This window comes from Psychroserpens luteolus (assembly GCF_021032705.1).
Classification (GTDB): Bacteria; Bacteroidota; Bacteroidia; order Flavobacteriales; family Flavobacteriaceae; genus Psychroserpens; species Psychroserpens luteolus.
Map to the genome: position 1 here is coordinate 346828 of NZ_JAHVXI010000003.1, position 17214 is coordinate 364041.

A 17214-nucleotide genomic window follows, 5' to 3' on the forward strand; every position below is an offset into this window, starting at 1 on the left:
TAGTATCATGAAAAAACTACTTTACATATGTATTCTATTGCTATTAGCAAACTGTTCTTCAACACAGTTAGTCGATCATTGGAGAAATCCAGACATTGGTATTTATGAGCCTTATAAGGTTCTTGTTGTTGGCTTAACTTCTGATTATGGAGCAAGAGATAAATTTGAAACGAAACTTAAGAATGAACTAGAACTTAGAGGTTCTGAAGCAGTTATGGGATTAAATGTATTAGATCTAACACCTAAAACGGATAAGATGACCGAAGATGAATTAATCGCCTTAGAAAGTCAGTTAATTGCAGATGGGTTTGACACCATTTTATTTACAAAGATTATTGGTGTAGAAGACAAGATCAAGTATCGAAAAAATTATAAAGGTCGAGATGAAACGTATCGAAAATTCAAAGATGAATATTTAATGTATCAGGATGTGTTTTTTAATCCAGATTATTACGAAGATTATAAGATCTATAAGGCCGAAACGTCTATGTATTGTATTTGCCCTACAAAAGATAGAGAGCTTATATGGAAAGGTTACATCGATATCACAGATCCTGAATCGATAGAAAAGGCTGTAAATGATTATGTGAGATTAGTCATTGTTGTTTTAGAAGAAGAACAATTAATAAACCGCATAAACACACAAAAAGAAGACATTAAAGACGCTGTTGTCAATTAGCAAAATCAGTTGACCTGTGCAAAATAATACAATCCAGAAGATGTCAAGTCTATTTCTTTTAAGTCGCGATACCGTTCAGCAAGTTCGCTCCTTAGCAACTTGTTTTTCATTGTTGTAATCTTCTTAAATCTAATTTCAAAGTTATACTTTTTCAGCAAATTTAAATGTGTAGAAATAGGCTCTCTATTAATTAAATTAATGCCTCCAGTAACAATCTTCCATTCTTTGACACTATAAGTCCAATGACCATTCCAAAGTTTAGAGGTGTTCAATGACCTTAAATCTATGGTATGAGAAATACAACCGTCCTTTTTTAACCAACGATTCATTTTTTCATACATAAAATCTAAGTCGTTGATATGTTGTAAAACTGTATGAGAACATATGAGATCTACTGTATGATCCTCAATATGTTTTTTATCTGACCAAGGAATTATAGACCTCACAAAGGTATTATTTGGATCATGAGGATGCTCTAGTTCATTTCTAATTTTTTCTATTCTGTCTTTCTCCAAACATGTCTCTAAATGTTCAATGGTTAAGAGATGACCAATAGAATTTTCTTCCCTGTTGTTAGAATTAATCTGCTTTTGAAAACGTTCTACCAATTCGTCAAAAATTCTCAAATTGGTGGAATCATTCCAAAATTGAGTTTTCTCCAAAGCATAAAATTTTGAAGCTCCTGACAACAATGCTGAAAGACCTACTCCCAAAGAATTACCAGAGCCAATTTCGATAACTACATCTGGAACACTGTCATTTAATTTACGCCAGTTTCCAAAATGTTGCATCCAAATATTATAGCAATATTCACTCTTACTAGCGGCATACTCTTTATTAATAAGAATACTTCTAGCTAAAGCAGAATTATTTATAAAGAACTTAGCCGTAGCTCTTATCCTTCCTTTGAGATACCCTTTAGTGAGGCTTTTATATTTGTCTAACACAATGATATAGATTAATCGATTTACTTATTATTTGCAAAACCCTTATCAGATAATGCCGCCTTTGAAGTAGTTTGATTTTATGAAGAATGTGGAGCTAATTTCATCTAAATTACTAAAAATAAAGCGGTTAGACAAATCACATGTTCTGCATGAGCATAATATCACTTTATATAGAATGATCCAGTATTCTCCATGACAAGTAATGGCACTTTCAAATTGAATGCAAAACTCTCGGCAGGATGCGTCACAAATAATCGCTCTAAAAATGAATGTTTTCTACTCATCATAGTCAATAAACCTATATCATTGTCATTAATATAATTGGTAATCACTTTGAACAATTTATCCTCTTCTAGCTCTACAAATGAGTGATTAACTTTTGAAAAACAAGAGTCCAAATACGCTCTGTTATTTTCTTGATATTCAGTAAGATGTTCCGAATCCTTAACATGAATGATGTGTACATTATAGTTATTGAGCTCAACCAAATTAATTAATGGTACGAGATCTTCTGAGTTATATGCTGTATAATAATTTGATGGAAATGCTATATCACTTATTTTTGAATATGTATAGTTATTAGGAACCGCTAATACTGGACAAGAACAGCGTTGAATAACTCTTACAGTATGTGATCCAAATAGTTTCTTGCTCATGGTTGAAGCCCCTCGTGTTCCCATAACGATCATATCAATTTGCTCGAGATCAATAAGTTGGTTGATTCCATCGATAAAATTGTCATAATCTACTTTTGCTTCAAATTCATGTAACGTATTTTGATAGTCCTTTTTCAAAGTTCTAATGAGTGTCTTTACTTTTGTCTTGGCAGAATCAATCAAAGAGTGAAATATAGTCTCCGAAGGTTGCATGGCCATCAAATCATCGGACACAAATGATGACACCTTCTGAATATTTAGCACATAGAATTTACAAGGCTCATTTTGATAAAAAGCCATTGCATAACGAATTGCATTAAGGGAGTTATCCGAGAAATCTGTTGGTAACAATATCTTTTTCATAATTAGTGATTTTGATGTTACTCTAAATTACTAAGCTTTGTTCAAAAAAATTATGACATTTATCATCTCATGCCTGACGCAGAGAAAAGAAAAACTTCAAAAAAATATTAGCAAGAAATGATAAAGCATTGTATTTTCGGCACAATATATGTTAATACAAACGTTATTAACACTAAACGTATCACAATGAAATTATTGTTATCTACATTAGTCATCTTGAGCTCATTTTTCTCATTAGCTCAAAATAAAACTATTGCCGCTGGTGAAAAACTCACCTACAGTGCTTCTTATAACATGAAAGGTCTCCTTAACGAGTTAGCTGAAGTGACCATGCAAACCAGTGAAGTAAAAACATCAAAATCAACATTGTTGAAATTGAAATGTACTGCAGTAACCTATAGTAAGTGGGATAGTTTTTTCAAAATACGTGATTTGTACGAAAGCTATGTGAATCCAAAAACATTAACGCCTTATTTGTACAATAGAGATATCTATGAAGGTGGTTATAAAAAGTTTATGAAATATAAATTCAACCATAAAACCAAAACAGTTGCAAGTTTAAAGCGTAAAACTAGACGTGATGGTACTGAATGGGAAGAGAAAAAAACAGTAAAAATAGGAAGTTCAACTCGTGATTTAGTGACCACACTATATCACATTAGAAACCTAGATATTCATAAAGCAAGTATTGGTGATAGTCAAAACTTTAAAGTCTTATTTGATAATAAAGAATCAATAGTGACTATAAAATATTTAGCCAAGGAAACTGTAAACACTGCTATTGGTAAAAAAGAATGCTACAAATTATCTATTTCAATAAACAACAGCGATGTTCTAAAAGGGAGTAATAATAACGTATTATGGCTAACAGCAGACGCCAATAAAGTCCCAGTATATGCCAAATTTAAAATTGCTGTTGGTAGTGGAGAATTAAAGATAAAATCGGCTGTCGGACTAAAACATTAATACCATGAAAAAGTTATTTTTAATTTTAGGATTTATAGCAGCAATCTTAGCTGTAATCTTAGCCGTAACGCCTTTATCAAAACTTGCTTATATCCCTTCTGTTGCTGCATTAATTTTTGGAGTGCTAACTTTAATAACCTCTAAAGACAACAAACAGTACAAGCGTTCTATTCAGCTCATTTTTTTAATGACAATTATTGCACTAACACTCACAACTTATAAGGCATTATTTACCGAGGCTGAAGTCGGAAATACCGAACAATTAGAAGAAAAAGAAGATCAACTCGAACAAGAATCTTTAGATGAACTTGACGATATAGAATTTGAGGAGCTCGACAGTGAATAAATTAAAATGAGGTAATACTTCGGTATTACCTTTTTTTTTATTTTATTTGAATCATAATCAGCCACTTATTTAATCCGAAAATGAAAGTTAAACTTGTTGCTTTATCCCTCACCCTTGTTGGGTCTTGCGCAACACTTAGACATACCGAAAAAATAGAACAACTCAAAGAGAGTATCTATTTTGAAGATACCGAAACGGTCCAATCTTACCTCAATACAATTACCGAAGACGAATTAAAGACCCACGTTTATGCGTTTTCTTCAGATGATTTTAAAGGCAGAAGAGCCGGAGAACCAGGACATCATAAAGCTTCAAAATTTATTAAAGATTATTATATCAACGAAAACATAAAATCGCCTTTAGGCTCAAAATATTACCAGCAAATTCCTGAATCTTACTTTTCTGAAGGCATCAAAGACTCTCAAAATGTTATCGCCTATATTGAAGGTAGCGAGTTTCCAGATGAAGTAATCATTATATCTGCACATTCAGATCATGAAGGGTATAACGATACCGAAATCTTTAATGGCGCCGACGATAATGGCTCAGGAACAGCAGCTGTCATGGAAATGGCTCAAGCGTTCAAAACAGCTGTTAACGAAGGTAATAGACCTAAACGTAGCGTTGTGTTTTTGCACCTTACTGGCGAAGAGGTAGGACTTACCGGATCGAGATATTATACGCAATACCCTGTATTTTCAATGGCAAATACTGTGGCCAATCTCAATATAGACATGATTGGTCGTGTCGACGATTCTCATATTGATAACGAAAATTACTTATACCTTATTGGCGCAGATCGATTAAGTACAGAACTACACTATATTTCAGAAGAAGCTAATAACGAATTTACCAATCTCGAATTGGATTATAGACTCAATAGCGATAATGATCCTAATCGCTATTACTATAGGTCAGATCATTATAATTTTGCACAAAAAGGCGTTCCTGTGATTTTTTATTTTAATGGTGAACATGAAGACTATCATGAACCTACAGATACACCTGAGAAAATAAATTATGCCCTTCTTGCAAAACGTACAAAACTGATATTTGCAACAGCTTGGTATTTAGCAAATTCAGAAAATAGAATCATCGTAGACAAAGAGGTTTATTAAGCTGTTAAATTTTGCTTAAAGACTAACTGCTCATATCAAAAGTCACCAAGAATTTTCGTAATATTAGCCTTGCAAAACTAAGTAACACTTAAATAATGAAGACTACATTCAAAATTTTAGCTGCTACCTTACTCTTGGTAAGTTGTGGTAGTTCAAATCAAAACACAAAAAAACAAGCCGAAAACAAACCTCCTGCAGACCCAACAGAATATGGAAACACCATCACTTCAGATGAGTTAAAAGAAATGCTCTACACTTATGCTTCAGATGAATTTGAAGGTCGTGAAACTGGAGAGCCAGGGCAAAAAAAAGCTGTAAATTATCTTAAAGAACAATATATGAAAATGGGTATTCCTTCTCCTCTATCTGGAGATGACTATTTTCAAGAAGTACCACTTCAAAAGCAAAAATCTCCAGAAGCCATGCTAAAGGTTAAAGGAACCAGTTTTGAGCAATTTACAGATTTTCTTATTCTAGGATCTTCTGAAACAGAAACCATAGATATGTCTAATATCGTGTATGTTGGCTATGGTATTGATGCCGAAAACTACTCAAATTATTCAGGATTGGATGTAAAAGGTAAGATTGTATTAGCGAAATCTGGTGAGCCTAAAAATGCAGATGGGACCTATGTTACCACAGGAACCTCTGAAGAAACTAAATGGAGTTCTGGTAGAGGATCGTTGTCTTCAAAAAGAGATGCTGCCAAAGACAATGGCGCCAAAGCTTTATTCTACCTAGAACCAGCGCTTTTCGAAAGATATGCCAATTATTTTCGTGCCGTTGCCGAGTCTGGCCAAGCTGGTAGAATTTCATTAAAATCTAATGACCCTTCTACGCTATTTATGATGATTAACGAAGATCTTGCTAAGGCATTATTCGCAAATATCAACGATGATGATCAACCAAAAAACATAGCATCATCTGTCACTCTTGATATTAAAAGTCAATCAGAGCAAGTCGAATCTGAAAATGTTGTTGCCTTTATCAGAGGAACAGAAAAACCAGATGAGATCCTAGTAATTTCAGCGCATTTAGATCATGAAGGTGTTAAAGACGGTAAAGTCTATAATGGAGCCGATGATGACGGTTCTGGAACAGTAGCTATTTTAGAAATCGCCGAAGCCTTTAAAACTGCAGCAGATAATGGCGATGGTCCAAAACGTTCTATCCTTTTTCTGCATGTTACTGGAGAGGAAAAAGGTCTGTTAGGTTCTAGACATTACTCAGATAACGATCCAATATTTCCTTTAAAAAATACAGTGGCCGATTTAAACATTGACATGATTGGTCGTACAGATCCTAAGCGTACTGGAGATAGAAACTATATTTATCTAATTGGTAGTGACAAATTAAGTACCGAATTGCATAACCTTTCAGAAGAGGTTAATACCAAGTATACAAATATTGAATTGGATTATACATATAACGATGAGAATGATCCAAACCGCTTTTACTACAGAAGTGACCACTATAACTTTGCAAAGAATAATATTCCTGTAATTTTCTATTTCAATGGGACACATGATGATTATCACCAACCAACTGATACACCAGATAAAATCGAATACGATTTGTTAGAGAATAGAACACGTTTAGTGTTTTATACGGCTTGGGAAGTTGCCAATCGTGATGCAAGACTTATAGTAGACAAAGCAGAAACAGAAAGCGAGTAATTTACTTTGGGCGTTACCCTAAAGGGTCGCGCTATCCACTATATCTTTTTGTATACAAAAAGGATGTCGTTACTATCGCTAACGCATAATAAAGGCTCAAGAGAAATTTTTAATTATCTTGAGCCTTTCTTTATATAACCAATATAGTATGAGTGAAACTAAACGATTAAAAATTGGCGAAGGAAAAATTAGTGGTTACCTCTCTATTTTTCTAGCTATTGTATCCCTAGGATTTGTCATCTGTGCCTATTTCCCAGATGTATTTACAACTAAAGATTTTAGAGATATCTACAATCCGCAAATCGTAAAATGGTCCATTCTTGCAGTATTGATTTTGTCTTTTATTTTCGCCTTTACTAGCCTTATTTTGAGTAAAAAAAAGCGTTATGGCTTTATATCAACTATTATCATTGCAGCTACCATTCTATTAGGCTCGGCCTTGCCAGAAGGTACTAGCATTCAAGATAAAGCGTTTACTATTGGCTTAGACTGGTTACTAATTGATGTTTTGGTATCTGCTATCGTGTTTATTCCAATTGAACTCTTTTTACCTAAACGTTCTAATCAGTCAAAATTTCATAGTGAATGGCGCACAGATTTGGTTTACTTCATCGTGAGTCATTTATTTATACAAATGATAGGTGTAATCGTTCAATTTCCGGCTGTGACCATGTTTAAAAATATTGGTTTAGAAGGGTTTCAGAACACGATTCAATCCATTCCATTTTTACCACAATTATTTGTAGCATTATTAGTATCAGACCTATTTCAATATACAGCGCATTATGTCTTTCATAAAGTTCCATATCTATGGCGTTTTCATGCCGTACATCACTCTACAAAAAACCTTGATTGGCTCGCTGGTTCACGAACACACTTTTTCGATTTGGTAGTCGTTAGAGCAATGTCGTTCATACCAATATATGTTTGTGGTTTTGATAGCTCAGTTTTTTTCACCTATATCGTAATTGTATCCTTCCAAGCCGTGCTAGCACATGCCAATACGCGAATTAATTTTGGGTTCTTAAAATACATATTTGTCACACCACAATACCATCATTGGCATCATTCCGATGATCCAAAAGCATATGATAAAAACTTTGCGATTCATTTCCCGTTTATCGATATGATTTTTGGCACTTACTATCCTATAGGCAATGATTGGCCTGAAGGTACAGGATTAGGAGATGTAAAATACCCTAAAGGTTTTGCAAGGCAATTTGTCTATCCTTTTGTAAAAAATCCGCAAGAACATCACAACTTAAAAGATCCAAGTGAACGCTAATACACATTCAACTCATCTAAAACTACAATAGATTGATAATTATTTTAAAAAAAATCTTTGTAGTAAAACTGAAATAAAGTACATTTGCAAACGCATTACAAAATGCACAACACATGGTGGTTGTAGCTCAGTTGGTTAGAGCATTGGTTTGTGGTACCAAGGGTCGTGGGTTCGAATCCCATCATCCACCCAAAAATAAAAGTCTTTAGAATATTCTAAAGACTTTTTTTGTACACCTATTTTAAGTTTTATTTTAAATCAAACAAGCTATCTACAGCCACATAACGCTCTACATTAAAGCCTTCGGCATATTCTGTTCCAATGAGTCGTCCTAAGTCTCTAGCTCTATATTTAATACTATCTGTAAAGTTTTTACTCGAAATTGGCGTTTGTGGTTCGTCACTATTAGGATCATAAAATTGTGTCTTATAGGCTAAAACAGATTCCATTTTTGTATCGATATGGCTTGAAATATCTACGGCAAAATCTGGTTCTAAATTCTTCCATTGTATATAATGATACACTTGTTTTGGTCGCCACTTTTCCTGAGGTGCTCCATCTAAAATTGTTTCAATCTTAACTAAACCACTTAAAAAACAAGCATCGCTAACAAGCTTACTGCCTTTACCATGATCGATATGTCTATCATCAAACGCATTACATAAAACAATATCTGGTTGATATTTGCGTACCATTTTAATAATTTCTAATTGGTGTTTTTTATCATTAATAAAAAAGCCATCAGCAAAACTTAAATTCTCTCTAACGGTAACACCTAATATTTTTGCTGCATCACGCGCTTCTACATCTCTAGTTTCTGCTGTGCCACGTGTACCTAATTCGCCACGTGTTAGATCAATAATACCAACTTTTTTTCCGTTAGCGACTTCTTTAGCGACTGTTCCACCACAGCCTAATTCTACATCATCTGGATGTGCACCAAATGCCAATATATCTAGTTTCATATATTAAATTTAATTATCTGCAAATTACAAATTCCAACAGAATTTATAAGTTCCACGCCTGTTGTTCTTTATCTGATAAAAAAGTCCAAGCTACTACTCTACTTATTTTATTACCCAAAGACAAGTCCAATACCTCAATTTTTGTAGCACCCAATTTATGCAATGACGCTTTCATAGATTTGATGTGCTCCTTTTTTGAGACTAAACTTGTGTACCAAAAACAATTGGTTTTTAGCTGAGAACTTTGATATAGGAAATTATGTAAAAATGCTTTCTCTCCTCCTGGATACCATAACTCTTGGGCTGTTCCGCTAAAATTTCTAATACTTTTATCGCCTTTTTTTCCAAGCCCTTTTAGCTTACGTTGTGTGCTTTCTGTGGCTTCTGCTTCGTTCTTATAAAATGGAGGATTACATAAGGTCGCTGTTATCTTTTCCGAAGTATCAATAACACCATCCAATATAGATTGTTTATGCTCCTGAAATCGTAAGGCAATAGAATTATTCAGCTTATTTTTATCAATAATCCTTTGAGCGTTCTTTAATGCAGGCTTATCAATTTCCGAAGCTATAAAGTGCCATCCATATTCTGCATGTCCTAACAACGGATAAATGCAAGTAGCACCAGTTCCTATGTCTAATACAGTGCTATTCTTTTCTAAGCCTGATGCTAATAATAGATCGTTCAGTAAATGAATGTATTCCACACGTCCTGGGATTGGCGGACATAAATGTTCATCGGGAAATTCCCAATAGTCAATACCATAATACAACTTCAACAAAGCAGTATTCAGCGCTTTAACAGCTTTGGGATTAGCAAAATCAACCGTTTCATTTCCAAAGTTGTTTTTAAAAACAAACGCCTCTAATTCAGGTGAATTCGCCTTTAAAACTTCAAAATTATAACCCTTAGAATGTTTGTTATGTTTATGCAAACGATGCGATTTTAGTTTTAGCTATAGCTTGCTTGATATCATTCTTTAGATCTTTAAAGTTTTCAATACCTACCGAGAAACGTATGAGTTGGTTACTGATACCAACAGCATCACGCTGTTCTTGTGTAAGTAATGCGTGTGAAGTTTCCGAAGGCAACAGCATTGTACTTTCAACTCCTGCCAAACTCATAGAAGATTTGATCAAATGCAACTGCTTCTGAAATGCCATAGCGTCTATTCCTTCAACCAATTCAAAGGATAGCATCGCACCAAAATCATGCATTTGTGCTTTAGCCAATTGGTGTTGTGGATGACTTTTTAAACCTGGATAATACACTGTGGCTATATCTTCATGTTTATCTAAAAAACGAGCCAACTTCTTGGCATTTTTTGTTTGCGCTTTTACACGGAGTGCCAAAGTTTTCATACTGCGTTCTAACATCCAAACCGTCATATCACTTAAACTTCCTCCTAAATTTTTAGAGACATTCCAAATCCGATCCATATGTTCTTGAGTACTAGCAACTGCTCCTGCAAGAATATCACTATGACCTCCCAAGTATTTTGTTGCCGAATGCATCACCACATCAATACCAAAGTCTAATGGATTTTGGTTCACAGGACTAGCAAATGTGTTATCAATGGTAGAAATAATACCTCTAGATCTCGCTAAATTAGCAATGGCTTTTATATCGGTAATCGTTAACAACGGATTAGACGGTGTTTCGATATGAATCACTTTGGTATTTGACTGAATCGCTGCTTCAAAATCAGAAACTGCGTAACCATCTGTAAAGGTGTATTCGATTCCGTATTTGTGAAACTCCTCGCGAATAAAATTACTTGTTCCGCCATACAATGTGTTTTGTACTACAATATGATCTCCTTTTTGTAAAAAGGCTAAAAACATATGGCTAATAGCTGCCATTCCGCTTCCAAAAATCATGGCAGCTTCAGCACGCTCTAATGCCGCTATTTTTTTTGATAAGTATTCTTGATTTGGTGTATTGAAATATCGTGGATACCGCTTTACATCTACATTATCAAACTCATAAGACGTCGATAAGTACATTGGTGATATGGCACCTTTAAATTGCTCATCTTTAATTTCACCAACATGTGTACAAATGGTATGTATACCTAGTTTCTTCTTTGACATAAACTTCTAATTTGTAAACTCTAAATTTACGAAAAGAACGTCAAAAAATTATTGATATACTATAGTTTTAATCAATTGGAAATAATAAGCCGCTTATTGGATATTCCAGCTTTTGTTGTAACTCTAACAATATAGGTTCCTTTTGAAATAGTAGACACTGGTATTTTTAGGATTCCTGACGTATTCGGTTTTAAGTTTTTCCAATGTTTCACTTTTTTACCTAAAATACTGTACAAACGAATATCTTGTACCTCAATAGAATTTGCAGTTTTAATCTTTAATTCCTTGGTTGATGAAATATAATTGATCTCTGTTTTTTCCTTATCAAAATCGTTAACAGACAACTGGTCATTTGCAAAGGCCATTGCATTAACATCATTAGTAAATGTAATATAGAAACGGTTTAAATGCTCACCATAAGACATGACTTCTACTAAACTGTTATTTGAAATCGAAGTGACACTGCCATCCAGTGCGTCATAAATATAAACATCTATCGAATGCTCAAAGTTTTCTAATCCTAATAATGAAAACTCCACATCTCCAGCATTTGACAAAAATAAACCTAAAGGATAGGTTTTGCTTTCATGAAATGCACCAACACCTTGAATAACATAGCGATTGTGATCAATAATCCAATTACAGTCGTTACTATAATTGTCAATGTTTTGCGCATCATAACCATAATCGAACCCATCAGTGGCTGCATTATCTGGTGTAAATCCTAGCAATAAATGTCGCGTATATCCCAAAGGAGTGGTTATATCAATTCGAACACGTTGGACTTGAGAATTCACCGTTGGTGAATCATTAGTGGAAGTAGCATGCATAGACTTTGATGATAAACAAAGCAGCATAGCCAAACAGAAGTAGGTAAACGTTTTCATTACATTAGGGCTTTAATGAAAATATTAGTTTTAGTTAAGCGCCAATGTAATAATTAAACATCAAAAAATCCATTAAATGCATAAATATTCGATGAAATGCATTTAATGGATTAAAAATTGTAAGATTTCTTTTACTATTTCTTTACAATAACTTTGTTATTATAGGTATTATCGGTCGTGTAAACTTTGATAATATAAGTACCTTCAGATATCCTTTTTGCCGGAATTCTTATAGCATCATCAAGTACAAAATCAGAGACATTATCCCAACTCTGTACCTCTTGACCTAGTAGATTAATGAGTTTAACTTTTTTAACCTCAGAAAGAGACGTCGTTTTTACGAAAATTTCTTGCGTTGAATTGAAATAGGTAATCAATTGCTGATTCAAATCTTCTTCAGGTATGGATAAGGCTTCAGCAGAAAAAGCAACATAGAAGCGATCGACATAGGTTCCTGCATCTAAAGCAATTTGGAATGTATTATTATTAATTTCAGTATACGTATCTAATAGTGCATCATAAATATAAACACTAATAGCCTCTTCAAAATTCTCTAGATCATTAAGCGAAACCTCATATGATCCTGGCATATTAACATAGACCACTAAAGGATATTGTTTAGAGTCATCAAAATCACCTACGCCTTGCGTTGTGTAATCGCCTCCTTCAATTCTCCAGAACATATCATTAGGAAATACTGTATCAGAATTTTCAGCATCATAAGCATAATCAACACCATCTGTAGCACCACCATTAGGAATAAACCCTAATAATAAATGCCTCACAGCGCCTTCCACAGTTGTAAAATCTAATCGTACACGTTGAACATCTGGATTAGGATCTTGCTGTTGCGTTCTATACAGGTTAGGATTACTTGTTCTTAAGAACTCAGAATCTACAGTAGTCTCCTTTTCAAACACACGCTGACTATTCTTAAACTGGATATTACCTCCTACATTACTAGCGGTCACAAAGAATCCCTGTGATATTGGGACATAACGTCCTGGTAATTTTGTTGGTGTTCCATTACCACTTACCAAAGGTGGTGAAACAGCTGGGTTTCCTCCTGTTAAATTATAAGTGGCGTAACCGCCTTCATAATCTTCAAGAATATGAGTGAAGTTGGATGTATAATGTTCCCAGAAATAAAGTGTTCCATCTGTACTTTGAGATGTTCCAGGGTTCCCTCCAGGAATATTATCCAATATAAATGCGTTTGCATCTATAGCTGATGGATACGGATTTCCTATTAAAGCTTGATTTCCAATGGTTATAGGTGTCGTAATCGTTCCGTTATTTGGTTTTCCAATAAACACATAGTTCTGTACGTCAGACACCGGATTTCCTGCACCACTTCCTTTCATGGTAAAACTTAATCCTGTAGCGATATTGTCTGTCTGACTTAAACTTCTCCATGATGCATAACTATCAAAAGGATAGTTTTCATAGGCAAATAACCAATAGCTACTCATCGTAATAGGTGATGTAGTTCCATTAGCATCGTGTGTTCCAATCCATTGCAATGATTGAGGATTATTAGAGTTCGTACCGTCACGTAAAACAGCATTAACGTTAAACGGAGTATTATTAGAGCTTGTATTCACTATACTCACAGGAGATCCCCAATAATTGTAGTTATACAGGTTTGCCGTTCCTTGTTGGTCACGTTCTAATCGACCTGCACTGGTAACATCTAAAACACTGCCTTCATCTTGCAATAATTGTGATTCTCCAAATAAGTCAATATCACCATCTAACTTTAAATAATGCGTAATTCGTAATGATTGTCCGTCGTTAGTCTCATCTTGAGCTGAACCCGGATCTTTAATATCTAAAACCTTATTTGGTGTGTCAGAAATAAGTCCTAAAACGATAATGTCTTTATTTCCAGAGTTGATATCATGAGACGTTTGTACAATATTCCAATCGATAGGTGTTGCTCCATCAACTCCAATACTATTTGGTGCATCCCAAACATTAAAGTTTGTCCATGTATTATCTGTTGCCCAATCTTGACCATCTACACGAGACGTATACGGTAAAGGTGCTGTCTCTTGTTGAGCAGAAGTCATATTTCTTAACAGACCTCTAATTCCTTTATTTGCTACTAGAGTACCACAGTTCACATCCATACGATAGTAACCATCAAGATCAGCCCAAGACAATCCTGCAATATCCAATGGTACTGCAACACCTCTAACGGCTGTATTATCCTGAATTTCTTGGTTCATCATCTGACGAATTTGAGCAGTTGTTAACGCTGTATTCCAAATACGTAATTCATCCATCCATCCATTAAAATAATTAACAGGTCTGTTTGGTGCATTATTTGCCTGATCCATGGCTCCTGCAAAACTATTCATGTTGTTACTTGAAGGTGCAGATCCAGCGACAGGTGCACTAACTTCAATACCATCAATATATAATCTATAACTACCATTATTATTAGTCACTGCAATATGATACCATCTATTTGTTGATATTGGATGTGCAGACTGAATTGTTCCTGCGGCATTCCAATTAAACTGAACCGTCGTACCTACAAGTCTTAAATCATAACCAGTTGCTAAATTATTAGCATCTCGTTTTGAAAATAGTGTTTGAGTACCTACTACTGATTCTGGTTTCACCCATGTTTCAATACTGAATTGATTAGACAAATTATAATTATCCTTAAACGTAACATAATCGTCAGCTCCATCAAAATCTATTGTCGGACAACTTTGAATAACAACTTCAACAGTATCCGAACAGCCAATTGTAGGTACTGTCCATGTTAACTGATATGTTCCTGGATCTGCTGAAAATTTAGACGTCGGACTACCAATATCTGAGAACGAATAGTTTCCGCCACATGCAGATATTTGAGTAGCTGACCATACGCCAGCTTCACCTGTTCCTGGATAAGTACCCGTTGTAAATACAGCTGGGTTAGACACACCATTAACAATGTTTTGAGCGGCAGTTAAATTATTATCATAGGCATTTAGAGTCACATCTTCTCCACATTCTCCTACCAGTTGTGTAAGATCCTCTCCTGCATAAGCTAGCGTTGCATTAACATCTATAAATTCTGTTCCTTCATTACCTACAGCTCTACAGCCATTAATTAAAGACGTCACACCATAGGTTTGAATACCTGGGGTTACAGGTGTTATGGTTGTCATTGCGCCTACGGTTACTACAGTTCCTGTACCATCTTCCCATTCGATTACTTCATCTACTGGTGCTTGTGGAATCGTAATTCCATCTATTGCCCATGAACTACCAACTGTAGATGTAAATGTGAACCTTACTCTTAAGTTGGTTAATCCAATATAATTAGTTAAATCGAGAGACACAGAATTCCCTGCATCTTGAAGGTCTATGGTTGGTACATTATTAGCTCCTCCTCCTAAATTTACAAAGCCTCCAGAATCACCTGGTCCACTAAAACTCATTAAGGTAACTGGATAAGTTGTACCGCCATCCACAGATAGTTCAACAATTCCCATAGCGCCTGCTTGCAAATAATATGCCGATTGAAAATCAATACTAGCTGATGATAAACCTAATGTGTTAAATACTGCCGTTTCAAGCGTTGTAATATTTGGTGCTCCAAAATCACCATAAGTTATAGCAAACTTACCGCCTCCTTGGTTTTTATATCGCACACCTTCAGTAATATTACTTGAATTATTGGCATTACCATTACTAATTCCTCGCCATGGTGTTGGCGATGTATTACTACCTGAAGCACTCCATCCTGAAACACCATCATTTCCATCAACTAACCAACCCGGCAAATTAGCCTGATTAAATTCTCCACCATCATTTAGCTCTGGATTAGTTGCGAACGAACTTTGAGCTTCAACAGTAATACTGGCTCCTAAACAGGTATCAAATGTATCTGGGCCTATAATCGTAGGTGGAATATCTGGTGGAATCACCACCACTCTAACAATAGAAGAGGTTGCCTGACAAGAGCCTATTTGAACAACAGCTCTTATCAAAGTTGTTTCTAAAATATCAGCAAAATAATAGGATGTTGTCGTATTTGCGATATTTGTCCAAATCAATCCTCCATTAGTAGAAGCTTGCCAATACACGACATTACCTGTATGTCCCGATAAATTAAAGGTTGCATTTTGTGGCTCATCCGGACAAGCAGTTACTTCTACTAAATTATCTGCATCGGCAACTGTTTCTGTATTATTTAAATATCCTAATACTGTTCCTCCACTTATTGTTGGACTCACTACTGTTACTGTTGATGTACAGATCGCAGAATTTCCATTGCCATCATCCACAGTTAGAACAATAACATTTGTTCCAATATCAGTACAATCGAACGAACTTTGTGATAAACTAAAATTGACTGTACCGCAATTATCTGTTGATCCATTATCTATTTGAGCTCCTGTAATTGAGGCCGTTCCATTGGTATTATCTAATTGAATTGTCAAATCCTGACAAACAGGTACAGGGTCTGTTGTATCATTGATGACAACATTTTGAACGACATTAATAGCATTTCCATTTCCATCATCGAAATTCCAAGTGATAGCAAATGAACCCTGTGTATTATAAGTCAAAGGATCGGATGTTGTTCCCGTAATCGTTCCTGAACAACCATCAGTAGTTGTTGGTACCGAAACTGTAGCACTACATTGTTCAGTAATTGTAGGTAAATTAGGAACTGCAGGTCCAGAAACATCATCAACAATCACATTTTGTGGTACGACAATCACATTACCATTTCCATCATCAAAGGTCCAGTTGATCACAAAGGTTCCTTGGGTGTTATAAGTCAGTGCATCACTAGTGGTTCCTGTTAGCGTTCCTGAACAATTATCACTTGTTGTTGGTGCTGTTGCTGTTGCTGAACATTCACCTGTCACATCAGCTAGTGTTGGTATGGTTGGATCTGTGACATCATCAACAATCACATTCTGTGGTACGACAATCACATTACCATTTCCATCATCAAAGGTCCAGTTAATCACAAAGGTTCCTTGGGTGTTATAAGTCAGTGCATCACTAGTGGTTCCTGTTAGCGTTCCTGAACAGTTATCACTTGTTGTTGGCGCTGTTGCTGTGGCTGAACATTCACCTGTCACATCAGCCAGTGTTGGTATGGTTGGATCTGTGACATCATCAACAATCACATTCTGTGGTACGACAATCACATTACCATTTCCATCATCAAAGGTCCAGTTAATCACAAAGGTTCCTTGGGTGTTATAAGTCAGTG

The 17214-nt window shown here is 35.2% G+C and carries 13 protein-coding genes and 1 tRNA gene; 7 read left to right on the forward strand and 7 right to left on the reverse strand.

Annotated features, from left to right (window positions below; all coding sequences use genetic code 11):
* Positions 1–7: 7 nt before the first annotated feature.
* Positions 8–679: a hypothetical protein gene (locus tag KWG70_RS10485; protein ID WP_230935974.1), complete on the forward strand. Its 672-nt coding sequence runs from the start codon at positions 8–10 to the stop codon at positions 677–679.
* Positions 680–684: 5 nt separating this feature from the next.
* Here the strand turns inward: KWG70_RS10485 and KWG70_RS10490 are convergent, their stop codons facing one another.
* Together KWG70_RS10490 and KWG70_RS10495 are read right to left on the reverse strand one after the other, a co-directional pair.
* The gene (locus KWG70_RS10490) at positions 685–1626 is read right to left on the reverse strand and encodes a methyltransferase domain-containing protein (protein ID WP_230935975.1); all 942 of its coding nucleotides are present in this window, start codon (positions 1624–1626) and stop codon (positions 685–687) included.
* Positions 1627–1787: 161 nt separating this feature from the next.
* The gene (locus tag KWG70_RS10495) at positions 1788–2645 is read right to left on the reverse strand and encodes a universal stress protein (protein WP_230935976.1); all 858 of its coding nucleotides are present in this window, start codon (positions 2643–2645) and stop codon (positions 1788–1790) included.
* A gap of 186 nt (positions 2646–2831) precedes the next feature.
* On the opposite strand from KWG70_RS10495, the gene KWG70_RS10500 reads away from it, so the two are divergent.
* The 6 genes from KWG70_RS10500 (at position 2832) to KWG70_RS10525 (ending at position 8226) form a co-directional block, all read left to right on the forward strand.
* Positions 2832–3611 carry a DUF3108 domain-containing protein gene (locus tag KWG70_RS10500; RefSeq protein ID WP_230935977.1) on the forward strand — a complete coding sequence of 260 codons (780 nt, stop codon included), beginning with the start codon at positions 2832–2834 and terminating at the stop codon, positions 3609–3611.
* 4 nt (positions 3612–3615) lie between these two features.
* Positions 3616–3957, forward strand: coding sequence for an FUSC family protein (locus KWG70_RS10505; protein ID WP_230935978.1), 342 nt, complete (start codon positions 3616–3618; stop codon positions 3955–3957).
* 80 nt (positions 3958–4037) lie between these two features.
* Positions 4038–5075 (forward strand): M28 family metallopeptidase, encoded by a 1038-nt coding sequence (locus KWG70_RS10510; RefSeq protein WP_230935979.1) that lies wholly within the window; start codon positions 4038–4040, stop codon positions 5073–5075.
* 95 nt (positions 5076–5170) lie between these two features.
* Positions 5171–6751, forward strand: coding sequence for a M28 family peptidase (locus tag KWG70_RS10515; RefSeq protein ID WP_230935980.1), 1581 nt, complete (start codon positions 5171–5173; stop codon positions 6749–6751).
* A gap of 148 nt (positions 6752–6899) precedes the next feature.
* Positions 6900–8036, forward strand: a complete 1137-nt coding sequence (locus tag KWG70_RS10520; protein ID WP_230935981.1) for a sterol desaturase family protein — start codon at positions 6900–6902, stop codon at positions 8034–8036.
* Between the two features lie 116 nt (positions 8037–8152).
* A tRNA-His gene (locus KWG70_RS10525) sits at positions 8153–8226 on the forward strand.
* Between the two features lie 58 nt (positions 8227–8284).
* On the opposite strand, the gene bshB1 is transcribed toward KWG70_RS10525, so the two are convergent.
* The 5 genes from bshB1 to KWG70_RS10550 all read right to left on the reverse strand — a co-directional run.
* A complete protein-coding gene (gene bshB1, locus KWG70_RS10530; protein WP_230935982.1) occupies positions 8285–9001 on the reverse strand; it encodes a bacillithiol biosynthesis deacetylase BshB1 in 717 nt (238 codons plus the stop codon).
* 43 nt (positions 9002–9044) lie between these two features.
* Positions 9045–9935: a 23S rRNA (adenine(1618)-N(6))-methyltransferase RlmF gene (gene rlmF / locus KWG70_RS10535; RefSeq protein WP_230935983.1), complete on the reverse strand. Its 891-nt coding sequence runs from the start codon at positions 9933–9935 to the stop codon at positions 9045–9047.
* Positions 9928–11094, reverse strand: a complete 1167-nt coding sequence (locus KWG70_RS10540) for a trans-sulfuration enzyme family protein (RefSeq protein WP_230935984.1) — start codon at positions 11092–11094, stop codon at positions 9928–9930. The genes rlmF and KWG70_RS10540 overlap by 8 nt, the downstream gene beginning before the upstream one ends.
* Positions 11095–11165: 71 nt before the next feature.
* Positions 11166–11981, reverse strand: a complete 816-nt coding sequence (locus KWG70_RS10545; protein WP_230935985.1) for a T9SS type A sorting domain-containing protein — start codon at positions 11979–11981, stop codon at positions 11166–11168.
* 134 nt (positions 11982–12115) lie between these two features.
* The coding region (locus KWG70_RS10550; RefSeq protein ID WP_230935986.1) for a LamG-like jellyroll fold domain-containing protein at positions 12116–17214 on the reverse strand (5099 nt) is incomplete at its 5' end.